Below are 16,025 nucleotides of genomic sequence, written 5' to 3'. Positions count from 1 at the left end.
TGACGAATATTTACTTCATAAATAGTAGCATTTACCGACCAGTCCGGTGGAGTAACTTCTGCCGTTTGATTTGATTCATCCGTTGAGCATCCGATGAAAAGTGTAGCTAATAGCAAGCTTGAGAGAATGGCCCAGAGAGGATACTTGAAAAGTTTTTGCATGATCAATTCGTGAATAATATTTCGGATTCTTTTCTATTTCTTACAACAATTCCGATATAACTTTTACGATAGTGACAGAATTTGTAAGCTGACTATTACTACAATGTAAGCGTTTACATTGAAGTTGAAAAGTCAATTCTTATCAAATGAAACGGAAAAGAATCGTTTCATTTTAGAATTCTTTTTAGGTAAGCATTTTCATGATGCTAAAGGTAAGTAGTAGTCTACACTAACTTTATCGACGATTTCGCTGGGATTGGTTTTGACGAATAGAGTCTGGGTGAAAATAGCGGTCTAGACGCTCTGTCTGTTCTGCATTCAATACACCCGATACGTCGTCTCTGAATCGAGAGTATTGCTCCCGCACAAACTGTCTTTCAACATATTTTATCGATCTCACGGAGTCCCGGATTTCTGTGTGGTAATCGTAAAGTTTATTAAAGAATTCTGCTTGCTGACTGTCTGATAAATTCAATCTCTCAGACAAACGAGTCTCTGCCCTGCGCCTCATTTGTAGTCTGTATGCAGCTCTTTCATCTTCTGTATTAAAAGACCGCTCATGCATTCTCTGCTGACTATCATATCTGTTTTCAGTCCAATCGTGGTTCACTGAATTGATTGAATCATTTATAAGATATCCTGAAAGACCTCCCAAAAGGAAAACCGTTAAGAATGCGAGGAGTGCTTTTGTTTTAGTTTTCATGCTCTTTTAATTACTGTTCAAATAGTTGTTCCAGGTAATAGACATATGTTTCCGATTCACTTTCTTCCATTGGATAGAGTAACTCCTCTACTGTTATATCACTTTCTGCCGATATATTTTGGCTGAAGTAAAAACCCGATGTGAGTGCCAGAAATAGTAAGGAAGCAGCAAGGGCATATCGTTTGAAATAATGTATTGAGAGATTCTCGAATGATTTAGAAGGTGGTTCCAGTTTCTGGATTGTATCCAGTAATTGATCTACTCTCCTGTCCATTCTATTACCGGAAAGCATATTACGATCATAAGCTTTTGAAATATCGGGCAGATGGGTAAGGTCATGATATACTTTTTCCAGCTCAGGGTGTTGCGTAAGACTCTTTTCCAACTCTTCCCTTTCACCGGCAGTCAGTTCATTTTCGGAAGCCCGAAAGATCTCCATTTCAAGTTGAGACAGACTGTTTTGATTCTTCATCTCAGAATTTTTCATAATTCATTGACTCCCATTTTATCTAATATTCCTGCCAGCTCTTTCCGGGCTCTGAACATTCTGTTTTTTAAGGTTTGCTCATTCACATCCAGTACGTCTGATATTTCTGAGTAACTCATTCCATCTATTGTCTTCATAACTACGACCGTTTTTAATAGCTCGGGTAGCTCAGAAATAGCTTTTCTCAAAATTAATACATTCTCTTTTTGATCATCTGATTCGAAATCATCCGACTCAATTTCAAAATCCTCTACAGGTACTGAGCTTCGTTTTTTTTCATGCTTTCTTTTTCTAAACTCATCGATACTCAAATTTCTTGCAATAGAGTACAACCACGTATAAAACCCTGATTTCCCTTCAAACTGTTCTACACTTCGATAGGCCTTTAGGAAAGCTTCCTGCAAGATATCGTCAGGTTCAACATTGCTTCCGGCCAGGTATGCCGTCATAGCACGATGGAGTCTTGGATACAGCTCTGGAATCTGTTTTTTAAACTCATCTTTACTGCTGCTCATCAAAACTCCATCGTGTCTGAGTCAACCTTATTGTCTGTTCTGGCGGCGGTTTCCCTGTCCCTGATTCATTCCCCGGTTTTGTCGGGTTTGCCGGTTATTCATAAACTGCATTAAATTTTCGTATTCCTCTACTGTCAAAATGGATTTTAATTCATCTCGATCAGACTGCATTTTTTCCATCAACTGCTGTCTTTCATCTGCATTCACAGAATTTGGATTTTCAATCATTTTCAGCTGTAACTGATGTCGTTGATCGGCGTGGCTATTCATAACTTCAAGAACAGCATCTCTTTTTTCACCCTCAAGTTCTGCAAGCTCCACAATTTTCTGGTGACGAACAGTTGTGTATCTGTGAGAAAAATCGGCCTTCTCTTTCATCAACTCCTTAAGTTGATTCATTTGGCTATCCGAAAGTACGCTTTTCAATATAGTATTTGTGTGCTGTCCGCGAACATTTTCGCCCTGCCGAACCTGGCGTTGTTGCTGACTCCTGTTAGCCCTGTTGTTCCGCATTCTAGCTGACCGCATCGTTTCGCGGAATTGCAGCTGTTTCTCAGTAATACCGGCAAGCTGTTCGTCTGTAATGTCGATCTCATCGCCATACATGGTTACAATTTGCTGTATACCGGGAGTCATTACTCCACGATTTTGCATATTCTGTGCCTGAATACCAACGGTGCTAAAACATAAGATAATCAGAAGAATTCCTAACTTTTTCATTGTCTTCACCACTATTTTTAGTTGTTATCGTTAATCTGTTGGTTAGACGTACACAATTCATAATGGTTTGAAATTGTCTTAATCCGATTATTCAATATTTTTCCTTTCCGATTCTTTCAATCACACGCATTTCTCTTCAGGTTTGATGTGACTTTGCTTACCTTTACTATCTTAATTTAGATTGAATACAGTTTATCACGTGAATTCCAATTTATCGAAATATGATGCAGTAGTTGTTGGCTCCGGACCCAACGGGTTGGCGGCCGCAATTCGTTTGGCTCTGGAAGGACTCAAAGTGAAAGTTGTCGAGGCTTCTGAGACGGTTGGCGGAGGCATGCGCACGAAAGAACTAATATCTGCCGGCTACAAACATGATGTCTGTTCGGCCATTCACCCATTGGCGGTTTCTTCTCCCTTTTTAAAAAAGTTACCGTTAAGTAACTATGGTTTAGAATGGATCAAACCCGAATACGCCGCAGCTCATCCGCTCGACGACGGTGAAGCCGCTTTTTTAAGCCATGATCTTTCTGAAACTGCTTTTTTATTGGGTGAAGATGAAGAGACATACAAAAAGCTTGTTTCACCAATCGTAAATAAATGGGATAATCTAACAGAGGATTTTCTCGGCCCCCTGTCAATTCCAAAGCATCCCCTCTCTCTTGCATCTTTTGGGTTGAAAGGATTGTTGCCTGCGTCACTGCTCAAACGAAAATTTAAGACTGAGAAAGGACAGGCACTTTTTGCCGGTATGGCTGCTCACAGCATTTTACCGCTTAACTCAGTTGCAACATCCGCCATAGGCTTGGTTTTCTATGGAGCTGCACACACGGGCGGTTGGCCACTTCCGAAAGGTGGATCTCAAAATATTGCCGATGCAATGGCCGGCTACTTCCTATCTTTAGGCGGAGAAATTGAAACGAGCCACAGAGTATCATCCCTGAAAGATATTCCCGAAACCAAAACGATACTTTTCGATTTAACACCAAAACAGGTCATTAGAATTGCGGGTGATGTCTTACCCCCTTCATACAAGAACAAACTCTCTACGTTTAGATACGGATCCGGTGTTTTTAAAGTTGACTACATCTTAAAATCTCCTGTTCCCTGGAGGGATGAAAACTGTTTGAAAGCGGGCACTGTTCATCTGGGTGGAAAATTTGAGGAAATTGCAGAATCTGAAAAAATGATATCTGAGGGTATTCATTCAGATAACCCTTTCGTACTGGTAGCCCAACAGAGCCTTTTTGATAAAACACGAACACCTGAAGATAAACATACGCTCTGGGCCTACTGCCACGTACCAAACGGTTCAACCCGGGATATGACTGAAATCATTGAAAATCAGATTGAGCGCTTTGCACCTGGTTTCAAAGATGTGATTGAATCGAGGTTTGCAATGAACACAGCAGATTTCGAGAATTATAACGAGAACTATATTGGCGGAGACATAAACGGCGGACGACAGGATATCACTCAGTTATTTTCAAGGCCCGTAAGTTTTATTGATCCTTACAATATTCCGGCAAAAGGACTTTACTTCTGTTCTTCATCCACTCCTCCCGGCGGAGGGGTTCATGGTATGTGTGGTTTTCACGCAGCAAACTCTGTTCTTAAAAATGAATTTGGAAGAAGTAAGTCAGATTGGAATTTCAACCTATGATTCAAAATCTGATTGAGCTCACAAAGAAAAGCAAGCTTTTCGATCGATCTGAGTCTGATAGCTCGGGCTCCGGCTGGTGGAATATCGTAACGATTGCAATTGCACTTTTGGTTTCCATTCCTGTTCTAACCGTTGCTGCAAACATCTTTATTCCAAGCGGCGATATCTGGCAACATCTTGCCTCTACGGTTTTACCCGATTATGTTAAAAACTCCATTTTACTGATGTTTGGAGTAGGTTTTGGCGTCTTTATTTTGGGTGTAGGATCGGCCTGGCTTGTAACCATGTGCCGTTTTCCCGGCAGTAAATGGTTCAATTGGATGCTCATTCTGCCAATGGCCGTTCCAGCATATTTAATGGCTTACACCTATACTGATTTTCTCTCATTTACGGGACCGTTTCAAATACTCTTACGCGATCTTACCGGCTGGGGTTTGGGCGACTATTACTTTCCCAATGTCCGTTCAATTGGCGGTGCAATTTTAATGATGTCGTTTGTCTTTTTCCCTTATGTGTATCTTTTAACTCGTGCGGCTTTCCTTGAACAATCATCTTCTCTTCTTGAAGCAAGCAGAAGCCTTGGAGCATCACCATTTGAAAGTTTTTATAAAATTGCCCTCCCCCTGGCAAGACCATCCATTGCCGCCGGAATGGCGCTTGCTTTGATGGAAACCCTGAACGATTTCGGTACGGTGGATTACTTCGGCGTTCAGACCTTTACAACAGGAATTTATCGAACCTGGTTTGGTTTGGGAGAACGGGCTGCTGCGGCTCAGTTATCGGGATTTCTCCTCATATTCATTCTTTTCCTGATACTGATAGAACGATGGAGCAGGAATAAAATGAATGTCCGGCAAAACAGTACCGGTCGGTTTAAACAACTTTTTGTTTATGATCTGACGGGATGGAAAGCGTGGGCTTCTACCCTGTTTTGTTCCATTCCTGTATTGGCCGGGTTTTTAATTCCCGTTTCTATTCTTACAGACATGATGATCGCAAACTTTGATGTAGCCGTAGATACTCGGTTTATTCAATTTAGCATCAACACAATTTTAGTAGCTTCCATAGCCGGGGTTCTTGCTCTCTTAGTGGCTCTGATAATGGCCTATGGCGTACGTTTAAATCCAAATTATTTAACTAAATTTTCAACGAGAATCGGCTCCATGGGATATGCTATTCCGGGTTCCGTAATTGCAGTCGGTATCCTGATACCATTTGGGTGGGTTGATAACACCATCGATAGCTGGCTACGCGAAAATATGGGGATCTCATCCGGACTCATTTTAAGCGGGACCATTTTTGCTCTTATCTTTGCATATGTTGTTCGCTTTTTAGCCGTAGCATTTAATACGGTAGAAGCCAGTCTTGGCAAAATTACAAACAATATGGATGAAGCTGCTGAAGGGATGGGATATAGCTTTGGGAAAATTCTTCGCAAAATTCACATACCGATGATGTCAGGCAGTCTTTTTGCTGCCATCATGCTTGTAGTAGTGGATGTGATCAAAGAGCTGCCCGCTACACTTATCGTAAGACCCTTTAACTTTGATACGCTTGCAGTGCAGGTCTATCGGCTGGCTTCTGACGAGAGACTGGCTGAGTCGTCCGGAGCGGCGTTAGCAATTATATTGGTAGGATTAGTTCCGGTAATGATTTTGAGCCGTTCTATCGCCAAAACCAGGAAAACATCAAAAAAGAACAGTCCGAAAAGTTAACTTCTCTTTTGGCGGTAGATAGGAACGTTTGAGCAGGCCTCACCGTACATCAACTTTTTAACATGCGGAAGTAATTTTTTGGTAGCCTCCATATAAACATCAGAACTGATGTCCATTTTACTGCAACCTTTAAGCAGTACAAACTTATCCTGATACTGCTTCCAGTCTACGTCAGATAATTTTCGGGTGAGCAGTTCATGTAATACATCTTCACTGTTTCCAAAGAGTACATCTTCTGCATGTGGATAAGCGTATTGCACAATCAACATGAATGCCCACTTGGGTAAAATTGCATCTGTAGAACAAAAAATCGCCAGATGTTCACCTTCATAATGAGACCAATCGTGTTGTTCCAATTTCTCTCTGTACTCCTTCTCTTTCAAAATCAATCCCTGAAAAAGAAAGTCTTTGATATCAAGTTCATGAACATCAATCCCTGCCGCGAGCTTTTCCAGGTCTACGGTTTCAAGTTTTGATTGCTTCACCTTATTTACAATTTCCGTCATAGTTGAATGGGTATTGAGTAGAAAGTAGTGGGTAGTATGTATTTGAAAATCTTACTGAATGGCAGGATATATAAAATGCTTAGTACACAATACTCACTACTTGCTACAAATAGATTAAAGTGAAAAAGACTCTCCGCAAGAACAGCTTCTTACGGCATTCGGATTAATAAAATGGAAGCCCTGCCCTTGTAAGCCATCAGAATAGTCAAGGTTTGTGCCGGCCAGATAAAGGAAGCTTCTTGTATCCACTACAATTTTTATTCCATGCGCCTCAAACTCCTTATCCTCCTTGGTGATCTCTTTTTTGCTGTCAAAATCAAGATCGTAGGTTAGACCTGAACAGCCACCACTCACAACAGATACCCGCAGAGGAGTATCTTCTGAAATATCCTGTTCGTTACGGATCTGATGAATTCGTTTTGCCGCACGATCGCTAATTGAAATAGACATGGTTTTCCTGCTTTTTAAATCGATATAAACTTCTCTGATTCAATTAAACGGAAATAACCTGAATTTCAGGGTCGATCCGTTTTACCATACTCTCAATGGCATAAAGTGTACCTGAGGTAGCTGTTGGACATGTACCACAAGCTCCCTGGTAGTGAACCTTAAGGCGGTTCCCATCAAGCCCTAAGATTTTCAATCCGCCGCCATCTGCGAGAAGATAAGGTCGAACCTGCTCATCCAGCATTTGATTAATCTGCTGAAGCCGTGGATCGTCTGTATCCTGAACTTCTTTTGTAGCGTGTACTTCTTCGTCTTCGGTCAGATCCAGCTGTGGTTTTGCTTCCCGAATTGGTGGCGCCAGTTTTCGGAGCAGTTCAGACCAAACAGCGTTTCCATCCTGAGTAACAGTAATATATTTGTCTACATAGTAGACATTAATCACATGATCAATATCAAAAAGGGATTTGGCCAATTCATCATGCTCAGCCTCTCCGCTGTTTTCAAATGATCTGGTGACACCGTTGGTAAGGGGTTCTCCCAATACAAATCGCATCGCATCGGGATTTGGTGTACGTTCTATTTCTTTAATTTTGGGCATAGCTTATCACCTTTTTATTAGTAAAACGATTTAAATGAGATATTATTTAAAATTGGTTTAAATATAAACGGTTCTTTACTCAAAAAAACTCTTCGCATATCGGATAGCATTAATGAGTCGATCTACTTCCTCTTTTGTGTTGTAAAAAGAGAAAGAAGCCCTTGCTGTAGAGGGAACATTAAAGCGCTTCAAAATAGGTTGCGCACAGTGATGCCCCGTTCGTACGGCTATTCCTTCTTTGTCTATAATTGTACCAATATCTGTTGCGTGAATTCCATCAATTACAAAAGAACAGACAGAAGCCCGTTGATCGGAATTTCCAATAAATCTCAGTCCTTTAATTTTTTTAAGTTCACTTACAGCATGCTCTACCAGCTCCTGTTCGCGGGCTGCAATATTATCCATTCCTATCTGGTTCAGATAGTCGATTGCAGCTCCAAGACCTATTCCAGCAGCTATCGGCGGTGTCCCGGCTTCAAATCGAAATGGTGGTACATTATAAGTTGTCTCTTCAAATGAGACCTTATCAATCATATCTCCGCCACCTCTGTATGGAGGCATTGCTTCCAGCAGTTCTTTCTTTCCGTAGAGAATTCCAAACCCTGTGGGGCCGCACATCTTATGGGCTGAAAAAGCAAAGAAATCACACCCGATCTCCTGCACATCAACTTTTTGATGTGGCACGGATTGAGCGCCATCAATCAACACAGCTGCCCCTTGTTCATGAGCACGTTCTGTAATCTCTTTCACCGGGTTTACGGTTCCAAGTGCATTTGAGACATGAACGACTGCCACAATCTTTGTGCGATCACTCAAAAGAGATTTGTAAGCATCCATATCCAGATCACCGGAATCAGTCACCGGAATCACTTTGATCTTCGCGCCGGTTCTTTCCGCGACCATTTGCCAGGGCACAATATTCGCGTGATGTTCCATTTCAGTAAGGATAATCTCATCACCCTTCTTTAAAACAGATCCGCCGTAACTGTTCGCTACCAGATTGATGGAATCCGTAGTGCCGGTTGTGTAGACAATTTCACTTTCAGAATCTGCATTGATGAAATCCCTCACCTTTTTACGGGTCTCTTCGAAAGCATCTGTCGCTTTCTGGCTAAGCGTATGAATACCGCGATGAACGTTTGCATGCTCCTTTCGATGATAGTCATCTATTCGCTTTGCAACCTGAACAGGCATCTGACTGGATGCCGCATTATCCAGATATACCAAAGGTTTTCCATTGATTTCCTGATCAAGAACAGAAAAATCCTTCCTGATTTTTAAGAAATCAACTGCCGGTATGTCTTTTACTGCTTGTGCCATAGTGAATTAAAAAATATCGATACTCCCTTAAATAGGGAAGATTTGGGGTGCGTTGTAATTTTCTTATCTAAATTCAATACACCCCTCAATCCCCTCTCTGGAGGGAAGTTTTAGGCTGTTATTTTCGTAACATTGTTTGCTTTGGTATATCTGTACACTTCATCAATCAATAGTTTGTGAACAGATTCTACTTTCATGTTTTCAATCGTTTCGAGTGCAAAAGCGTACGTCAGAACCTCTTTCGCCTTCTCTTCAGTCATTCCCCTGCTTTGGAGGTAAAAAACCTCTTCCGGATCCAGCTGTCCAATGGTTGCTCCGTGTGAACAGAGTACATCATCAGCAAAAATTTCAAGCTGAGGTTTGGTGTTAACCAATCCATCAACGGAGAGAAGAAGGTTTCTATTCTCCTGAAAGGAATCGATTTTCTGAGCATCCCGGCGTACAAAAATCTTACCGTTAAAAATGCTGTGCGCTTTGCCGTTTACAACTACTTTGTGCAGCTGGTGACTATTTGCATGAGAAAATCGGTGATCCATCACAGAATGTGTATCCGCAATCTGATCTCCGTCAATCAGAACAAGGCCGTCTAGAGTAAAATCTACTTCCTCATCTTCCTGAACCACACGCGGCTCGTTTCTGGAGAGCTTTGCACCCAGTGTGATCGTATAGGAGTGGTATTCTGCATTTTTTTCAACATATGCGATCGGGCGAGATACGTGCAGTGCACTTCGATTATCTCGCTGAATTCGAACATGGTGAATATGTGCTTTTTGCTTTGCCTTTACCTCACATACAGGAATTGTCATGTATGTGTTTTCTGACAACCCGATATGTTCTTCAATAATCGTCACATCCGATTCCTCCTCAGCCACAACCAACATTCTCGGCGTTGCTATGTAAGCCTGCTTGGAGTCTGTGTAGAGATTTAAAATCTGAATTGGAGCCTCAGCCTTTGCACCTTTTTCAAGATGGATAAATGCTCCATCTTCGAACATCAACCCGTTAAACGGTACAAAAATATCATTTTCGTAGTTAACCAGTTTGTTCAAATATTCTTCAGTTGCTTTGTGATCTGCATAATCAGCCAGATTTCCAAAAGTAACTCCATTGCCTAGTCCTCCAATTGAAGAGTATTTCTCCTGGTAGGTCCCATTGATGAACACCAATCGACTTCTGTCTGATTCAGGAATATAATACTGCTCAATGTCAGCGGCAGGTAGTGTGCCAGCTTCGCTGAAGGGCACAAAATCTGTTCGTGTGAACGGTTTCAGATCTGTGAATCTCCACTCTTCAATTCTTTTATGAGGGAAATTCGTCGTATTCAGGTCCTGAAAACTTTTCTCACGTATCCCGGCCCAGTTCTCAGTTTCGGGTGAATGCTTTGAAAGCCGGTGCAAAATTGATGGTTCAACCCTGGTAGGATGTGCCATTACTTCGCCTCTCCGTTTACGGTTGCATGTTCTACTAACCAGTCGTAACCCTTCTCTTCCAACTCGAGAGCCAGTTCTTTCTTTCCACTCTTCACAATTCTGCCGCCAAGCATTACGTGAACAAAATCGGGCTCGATGTAGTTAAGTAAGCGTTGGTAATGCGTAATGAGTACAACAGCATTATCTTCTCCATGGAGCTGATTTATTCCGTTTGATACAACTTGCAATGCATCAATATCTAAACCTGAATCGGTTTCATCGAGAAGAGAAAGTTTAGGCTGAAGTACAGCCATCTGGAAGATTTCATTTTTCTTCTTCTCACCGCCTGAGAATCCGGCATTTACACTTCTTTCCAGGAATTCAGGGTTCATTTCAATCAGGTCGAGTTTATTCTTTACATAGTCTTCAAACTCAAGGGGATCCAGCTCTTCGCGCCCCATGGATGCTGCAATCGTGTTGTAAGACTCGCGCAGCAGTGTATTATTTGTTACACCGGGTACTTCTACCGGGTATTGAAAAGCAAGAAACATTCCTTTGTGTGCTCTTTCATCCGGATCAAGCTCCAATATGCTTTCACCGTCAAAGAGGATATCACCTTTCGTAACTTCATACTCAGGATGACCGGCCACTACTTTTGAAAGGGTACTTTTACCGCTTCCGTTTGGACCCATTATGGCATGAATTTCTCCTTTATTCACTTTGAGGTTTACCCCCTTCAGGATCTCAATCCCTTCACCCTCAACTTCTACATGTAAATCTTTAAGTTCTAACACAGTTGTATGATTTAGTTTTGTTTGTTTTTAAAATGTTATGCGTCCCCTCTTGAGAGGGGGCAGGTCTGCAAGCGTTTAGCGGCAGACAAGAGGTGTGTTCATTTCTGCTTCCATATCTTGAATTGAAAACTGTCAAACACCCCTCCCCCCCGACAAAAAACTGTCGGAGTACTCCCCTCAAGGGGAGATTTATTTTACCCTACACTACCTTCCAGCTTAATGCCAAGAAGTTTATTGGCTTCCACGGCAAACTCCATCGGGAGCTCTTTCAATACTTCTTTTGCGAAACCGTTCACGATCAATGAAATCGCGTCGTCTTCACTGAGCCCTCTCTGCTGGAGGTAGAAAATCTGATCTTCGCCTACCCGAGAAGTCGTCGCTTCGTGCTCAACTTTACCGGTTGGATTGGCAGATTCTATATAAGGAAACGTATGCGCCCCACAAGTCTGTCCAATCAGCATTGAATCGCATTGCGAATAATTCCGGGCGTTATCAGCTTTCTTACTAAATTTTACCTGACCACGATAACTATTATCAGATTTACCGGCTGAGATACCTTTAGAGATAATCGTACTCTTGGTATTTTTTCCAAGGTGAATCATCTTGGTACCGGTATCTGCTTGCTGTCTGTTATTTGTTACAGCTACAGAATAGAACTCACCGACTGAATTGTCGCCCTGAAGAATTACACTTGGATATTTCAGCGTAACAGCTGATCCGGTCTCAAGCTGAGTCCAGGAAATTTTAGAATTATCTCCGCGGCACGCACCTCGCTTTGTAACAAAGTTATAGATACCACCTTTCCCCTCTTCATCACCGGAATACCAGTTCTGAATGGTAGAGTATTTAATCTCTGCATTTTCAAGTGCCACGAGTTCAACTACAGCGGCATGGAGCTGGTGCTCATCATACATTGGTGCTGTACAACCCTCGAGGTAACTCACATGACTATTATCTTCAGCGATGATGAGTGTACGTTCAAACTGTCCAGAATTCATATTGTTGATCCGGAAATAAGTAGAAAGCTCCATAGGACAGATGGTATCCTTAGGTACATAGCAGAACGACCCGTCTGAAAATACTGCGGAATTCAATGCTGCATAGAAGTTATCGCGTGCAGGGACAACAGAGCCCATGTACTTCTTCACAAGTTCAGGGTGATTCTTAATTGCTTCAGATATCGAGCAGAAAATTACACCCGCTTCAGCCAGTTTTTCCTTAAATGTGGTAAAGATCGACACACTGTCAAAAACTGCGTCAACAGCAACACCGGAAAGAGCTTTTTGCTCTTCGAGAGGAATTCCAAGTTTTTCGTACGTTTCACGAATTTTGGGATCAACCTCATCCAGGCTATCCAGTTTGGGCTTATTTTTTGGTGCAGAGTAATACTGCAACGTATCAAATTTCGGTTTTTCGTATGTAGCATTAAACCAATCCGGCTCTTCCATTTCTGTCCAGGCACGATACGCCTTCAGACGGAATTCAGTCATCCACTCCGGTTCATCCTTTTTCTCGGAGATCAGCCGTACTACATCCTCATTAATACCTTTAGGGAAATCCTCGTATTCAACTTCGGTAGAAAAGCCATACTTGTACTCTTCGCCGATCATTGTTTCTAGAGCTTTAGTTTCACTCATGTTTATCTGTTTTGAAGCTTAACTGTTATCTATTTCTTGTATTGTAACGCTCAAAGAAAGCCTGAAGTTCTCTCAAATCGAGCATTTTCTTAACTATCTTTATTTGGAATGAATAAAGATAAGAAAAATGTGCGCGTTCTTAAAGCAAAACCCAAGCTGAAATAAAGAACGTATTTTGGCACAACAATCTCCAATCGAATGAAGCTATAATGCTAATAGGAGGAAACAAATTAGCCGACTTTTTGGCTAATTAAAGAAGCCACACAAGCCGTGTTTACAATATCATCCACTGAACAGCCTCTTGAGAGATCCATAAATGGTTTTGAAAGTCCCTGTAAAATCGGACCGGTTGCCGTAGCCCCGGCCAAACGCTCCGTAATTTTATAAGCGATATTCCCTGCATCCAGATTTGGAAAAATATAGACATTGGCTTCTCCTCCAACCTCAGAGTTGGGTGCTTTCCGCTGGGCTACCGAGGGAACAAATGCTGTATCAAACTGAAGTTCTCCGTCCATTTTCCAGTCAGGTTTATTTCTCTTTGCTCTTTGATATGCTTTCTGCACCAGTTCTACTTTTTCGTGCTGGGCACTTCCTTTTGTAGAAAAAGATAGAAATGCGATCCTTGGTTCCTCACCGGTTAACAGACGATGTGTATCACCTGCATCAAGAGCTATTGAAGCGAGCTGATCTGAGTCGGGATAGGGAACCACCGCACAATCGGCATAGGTGAACACGTTGCCATCGGGCATTTCCATCAAGAACGTACTTGAAACCAGTTGCGACCCCTTAGCCACCCCCACTGTCCTAAGAGCTGATACGATCACCTGACCTGTTGACGCAACTGAGCCGGCAACGGCCGCATCGGCTTTTCCGGTATCGAGCATCCACCCTCCCGTAAATAGTGAATTCAGGCTTATATCGCGGAGCTGCTCATCCGTTGGGTTTTTGTGAGCTAGTTTCTTTTTGAAATATTCAAACTTTTCATCATCAAAATCTGAATTTTTATATGGTTTGATAACTACGGAATCCGGCAGATCCACTTCATGTTTATCTGCCAAAGTTGAAATGACTTCCTCATTCCCTAAAAGAATTGGTTCCGCAAGTCCCATGCCGCTCATTATGGCAGCAGCTTTGAGCACGCGCACATCAATCTCCGCTTCCGGAAAAACAACACGTTTTTTAATAGATGATGCTTTATCTCTGATCTCTTCTTTTAAACTCATATTAAATCAATAGTAATATTGTAATTATTGTTAGTACAATTCCTGTCCACTGAATGATCGTTAATCTATCACCCCATTTTAAAATTCCCAGCAAAGTACCACCTAATACTGTAAGCACATTTACACTGCTGTAAACAACAGCTCCATTCATGAGTTCCAGAGCTTCAATCAGAAATATAGCCGTGTAAAGATTGGGTATCCCTACTGCAATCCCCAACAAAATTTCTACCTTTTTCAGCTTCCAGTTTCCTCTTACTAAAACTACAAGCAATCCGATTAAAAATGCAGTAAAAAAAACAATACCCATGAAGTGCTCTTTACCTAGTATTGATGAGAATTCAACCTCATAAATTTTCAGAGAAGAGTCACCCAAACCGGTACCGATAAAAAGCAGTACCAGCAACCATGCTACACTAAACGGTTCCCTTAACATTTTACGCTTATTGGGCAAAAGCAGAAAAAGCGTTACAAACACTAACACTACTCCAACCCATTGACGAAAGCTTAGAAGCTCCAGGTACCAGGCTGTAGTTAACAACACAGGAACAATAAGGGAAATTCGCATAGCCGCCACACTGATTCCCACTCCATTGTAGTGAACAGATTTACTGTATATAAAAAAGTTTGCGATAAAGATTACCCCTACAATAGTACCTAAGGCAATCGCATACATTCCCTCTGAGAAATCCAGCCGGCTGATCTGATCAAAACCGGTGGTTGATACCGCAATAATGGTTGCAGTCAGGTAGTTCACCGTTAGCACCCGAAGGGTGTTGAATTTATTGTTTTCTGCAACCTTTAGAAGATGGGCGATGAGTACTGAAGAGGCTGCACAGAGTATGATATACAACCAGCCTGTAATCATTGGGCTAAATTCAGATTCAAATTTCCGAATGCCTGAACTTCCTGTGGCTGGTCCTGGAGACGTCTGGATGTGTAATCGACATTTCGATCAAGATGATTTACTAAATCGGACATTCTGGTTTTCCGCTGCTGTATCGCTTCAGCAAGAAAGTAGTTGAATATGGAGTGCCTTTTATTACCATCCAGGATACCGGAATAAATAGAAGATTGTTGTCCGGGACGATTGCTGAACACAACTACTGAATTTGGCAGGTCCCTTATAATATTATTTGCTGTGCGCTGCAGTAAACCTGACGAACCATTTCTGTTTAACTGATTTGAAGTTTGCTGGTCACGAGCAGAGTAGTCCAGATCAATAAACAGAAATAGAGAGCCCGGATTCATTCTTTTCAATTCGGAAAAGATCTCTGTAACCGGTATTAAGTTTTCACCCTGATCATTATCTGTAATAAGATGAATGGAGGGCTGATTATTAAGCTCCCGAACGGTCCCAAAACCGCTCAGATAAACATAAAGAGACCCTTCTCCATCCATTCCTTCTACTTCCTCTAACTGAGATGAAATCTGTTGTTCTGTAATTGTAGCGATTTGATCATCTTGTAACCTAAATGATGAATTCAAGTAAGTTTCAAATAGCTGATGATCACGCTTCAGATATTGTCTTTGGTCATAGTTATTATTCAAACCGTTTGATATGATCAGGCCTCTGTCTGATGAATTATTAGGTTTAAGTACAGGCATTGAGTGTTCAACGTCGATTTCTCCAAAAGGAAGTTCAGCAAATTCAAATACTAAAGCTGATCCGGAATCTGCCGTGCTGAGCCATTCAATGCTGCCACTCTCTTTTCGGACAAAGTACTCACTACCTTCATATTGAACCCGGTAAAAGTCATCTGTATCTTCATCCATCAGCTCCAGAAAACTACCCTGTCCTATTTCGGTTGCAATATTCAAATCCCCACCCTCGGGTGTACTTCGAAGATTGGCTACCAATGAATTTATATTCAGATAGGGAGCCAAAAACTGAGCCGTTGGTACTGTAAATTCATTACCTAAACCGTCATGACTCAACAAAATCCTTACTTCTGAATCTCTGTCAATTTTCCCACGCATCTCATCAGCAAATGACCCAAGGTTTAGTTCCAGCTCACCATTCTCTACCGGCACCTCTTCTTGTGAAAACAGCGCTTCTTCATGCAGAAAAATGTTAACATCGACATACACCGAATCGTCCGGCTCTATTTTTACAGAATCTCTTCTTGCCTC

At 41.8% G+C, this 16,025-nt stretch carries 16 protein-coding genes; 2 read left to right on the top strand and 14 right to left on the bottom strand.

Features of this window, described 5'->3' with window-relative positions; all coding sequences use genetic code 11:
* Window positions 1–396: 396 nt before the first annotated feature.
* Genes ACESM0_RS08210 through ACESM0_RS08195 form a run of 4 tightly spaced genes read right to left on the bottom strand, consistent with a single transcriptional unit; the run spans window position 397 to window position 2,586 of the window.
* Window positions 397–864 (bottom strand): hypothetical protein, encoded by a 468-nt coding sequence (locus tag ACESM0_RS08210; RefSeq protein WP_372905436.1) that lies wholly within the window; start codon window positions 862–864, stop codon window positions 397–399.
* Between the two features lie 10 nt (window positions 865–874).
* Window positions 875–1,351, bottom strand: coding sequence for a hypothetical protein (locus ACESM0_RS08205; RefSeq protein ID WP_372905434.1), 477 nt, complete (start codon window positions 1,349–1,351; stop codon window positions 875–877).
* Window positions 1,348–1,866, bottom strand: a complete 519-nt coding sequence (locus ACESM0_RS08200; RefSeq protein WP_372905432.1) for an RNA polymerase sigma factor — start codon at window positions 1,864–1,866, stop codon at window positions 1,348–1,350. Before ACESM0_RS08200 ends, ACESM0_RS08205 begins: the two co-directional genes overlap by 4 nt.
* Before the next feature lie 27 nt (window positions 1,867–1,893).
* A complete protein-coding gene (locus ACESM0_RS08195) occupies window positions 1,894–2,586 on the bottom strand; it encodes a hypothetical protein (RefSeq protein WP_372905430.1) in 693 nt (230 codons plus the stop codon).
* 181 nt (window positions 2,587–2,767) lie between these two features.
* Here ACESM0_RS08195 and ACESM0_RS08190 point away from each other — a divergent pair, with 181 nt between their 5' ends.
* The gene (locus ACESM0_RS08190; protein WP_372905428.1) at window positions 2,768–4,246 is read left to right on the top strand and encodes a phytoene desaturase family protein; all 1,479 of its coding nucleotides are present in this window, start codon (window positions 2,768–2,770) and stop codon (window positions 4,244–4,246) included.
* Entirely contained in the window at window positions 4,228–5,961 is a 1,734-nt protein-coding gene (locus tag ACESM0_RS08185; protein ID WP_372905426.1) for an ABC transporter permease, read from the top strand. The genes ACESM0_RS08190 and ACESM0_RS08185 overlap by 19 nt, the downstream gene beginning before the upstream one ends.
* On the opposite strand, the gene ACESM0_RS08180 is transcribed toward ACESM0_RS08185, so the two are convergent.
* The 10 genes from ACESM0_RS08180 to ACESM0_RS08135 all read right to left on the bottom strand — a co-directional run.
* On the bottom strand, window positions 5,958–6,467 hold the full coding sequence (locus ACESM0_RS08180; RefSeq protein WP_372905424.1) for a DUF2480 family protein: 510 nt from the start codon (window positions 6,465–6,467) through the stop codon (window positions 5,958–5,960). The two genes, ACESM0_RS08185 and ACESM0_RS08180, sit on opposite strands and share 4 nt — an antisense overlap.
* A gap of 114 nt (window positions 6,468–6,581) precedes the next feature.
* Entirely contained in the window at window positions 6,582–6,917 is a 336-nt protein-coding gene (locus tag ACESM0_RS08175; protein ID WP_372905423.1) for a HesB/IscA family protein, read from the bottom strand.
* A gap of 43 nt (window positions 6,918–6,960) precedes the next feature.
* Window positions 6,961–7,512, bottom strand: coding sequence for a NifU family protein (locus ACESM0_RS08170; RefSeq protein ID WP_372905421.1), 552 nt, complete (start codon window positions 7,510–7,512; stop codon window positions 6,961–6,963).
* Window positions 7,513–7,587: 75 nt separating this feature from the next.
* The gene (locus ACESM0_RS08165; protein ID WP_372905419.1) at window positions 7,588–8,832 is read right to left on the bottom strand and encodes a cysteine desulfurase; all 1,245 of its coding nucleotides are present in this window, start codon (window positions 8,830–8,832) and stop codon (window positions 7,588–7,590) included.
* A 110-nt stretch (window positions 8,833–8,942) separates the two neighbouring features.
* On the bottom strand, window positions 8,943–10,262 hold the full coding sequence (sufD, locus tag ACESM0_RS08160) for a Fe-S cluster assembly protein SufD (RefSeq protein ID WP_372905417.1): 1,320 nt from the start codon (window positions 10,260–10,262) through the stop codon (window positions 8,943–8,945).
* A complete protein-coding gene (gene sufC / locus ACESM0_RS08155; RefSeq protein WP_372905415.1) occupies window positions 10,262–11,035 on the bottom strand; it encodes a Fe-S cluster assembly ATPase SufC in 774 nt (257 codons plus the stop codon). The genes sufD and sufC overlap by 1 nt, the downstream gene beginning before the upstream one ends.
* A 194-nt stretch (window positions 11,036–11,229) precedes the next feature.
* The gene (gene sufB, locus ACESM0_RS08150) at window positions 11,230–12,672 is read right to left on the bottom strand and encodes a Fe-S cluster assembly protein SufB (protein ID WP_372905413.1); all 1,443 of its coding nucleotides are present in this window, start codon (window positions 12,670–12,672) and stop codon (window positions 11,230–11,232) included.
* A gap of 230 nt (window positions 12,673–12,902) precedes the next feature.
* A complete protein-coding gene (gene pta, locus ACESM0_RS08145) occupies window positions 12,903–13,895 on the bottom strand; it encodes a phosphate acetyltransferase (protein ID WP_372905411.1) in 993 nt (330 codons plus the stop codon).
* A 1-nt stretch (window position 13,896) separates the two neighbouring features.
* Window positions 13,897–14,760 (bottom strand): EamA family transporter, encoded by an 864-nt coding sequence (locus tag ACESM0_RS08140; RefSeq protein ID WP_372905409.1) that lies wholly within the window; start codon window positions 14,758–14,760, stop codon window positions 13,897–13,899.
* Window positions 14,757–16,025, bottom strand: a 1,269-nt coding sequence (locus ACESM0_RS08135; RefSeq protein WP_372905407.1) for a hypothetical protein, incomplete at its 5' end; no start/stop codon positions are given. The genes ACESM0_RS08140 and ACESM0_RS08135, both read right to left, overlap by 4 nt.

The organism is Rhodohalobacter sp., assembly GCF_041686455.1.
In the GTDB taxonomy this organism is placed as follows: Bacteria; Bacteroidota; Rhodothermia; order Balneolales; family Balneolaceae; genus Rhodohalobacter.
This window is presented reverse-complemented; position numbering and strand designations above follow the sequence as displayed.

Bases quoted from the DNA above. Each gene is read 5' to 3' on its own strand.
- sufD (WP_372905417.1), bottom strand. From the start codon at position 10,262: ATGGCACATCCTACCAGGGTTGAACCATCAATTTTGCACCGGCTTTCA.
- ACESM0_RS08210 (WP_372905436.1), bottom strand. From the start codon at position 864: ATGAAAACTAAAACAAAAGCACTCCTCGCATTCTTAACGGTTTTCCTT.
- ACESM0_RS08205 (WP_372905434.1), bottom strand. From the start codon at position 1,351: ATGAAAAATTCTGAGATGAAGAATCAAAACAGTCTGTCTCAACTTGAA.
- ACESM0_RS08170 (WP_372905421.1), bottom strand. From the start codon at position 7,512: ATGCCCAAAATTAAAGAAATAGAACGTACACCAAATCCCGATGCGATG.
- ACESM0_RS08165 (WP_372905419.1), bottom strand. From the start codon at position 8,832: ATGGCACAAGCAGTAAAAGACATACCGGCAGTTGATTTCTTAAAAATC.
- sufB (WP_372905413.1), bottom strand. From the start codon at position 12,672: ATGAGTGAAACTAAAGCTCTAGAAACAATGATCGGCGAAGAGTACAAG.
- ACESM0_RS08195 (WP_372905430.1), bottom strand. From the start codon at position 2,586: ATGAAAAAGTTAGGAATTCTTCTGATTATCTTATGTTTTAGCACCGTT.
- ACESM0_RS08180 (WP_372905424.1), bottom strand. From the start codon at position 6,467: ATGACGGAAATTGTAAATAAGGTGAAGCAATCAAAACTTGAAACCGTA.
- pta (WP_372905411.1), bottom strand. From the start codon at position 13,895: ATGAGTTTAAAAGAAGAGATCAGAGATAAAGCATCATCTATTAAAAAA.
- ACESM0_RS08140 (WP_372905409.1), bottom strand. From the start codon at position 14,760: ATGATTACAGGCTGGTTGTATATCATACTCTGTGCAGCCTCTTCAGTA.
- ACESM0_RS08175 (WP_372905423.1), bottom strand. From the start codon at position 6,917: ATGTCTATTTCAATTAGCGATCGTGCGGCAAAACGAATTCATCAGATC.
- ACESM0_RS08200 (WP_372905432.1), bottom strand. From the start codon at position 1,866: ATGAGCAGCAGTAAAGATGAGTTTAAAAAACAGATTCCAGAGCTGTAT.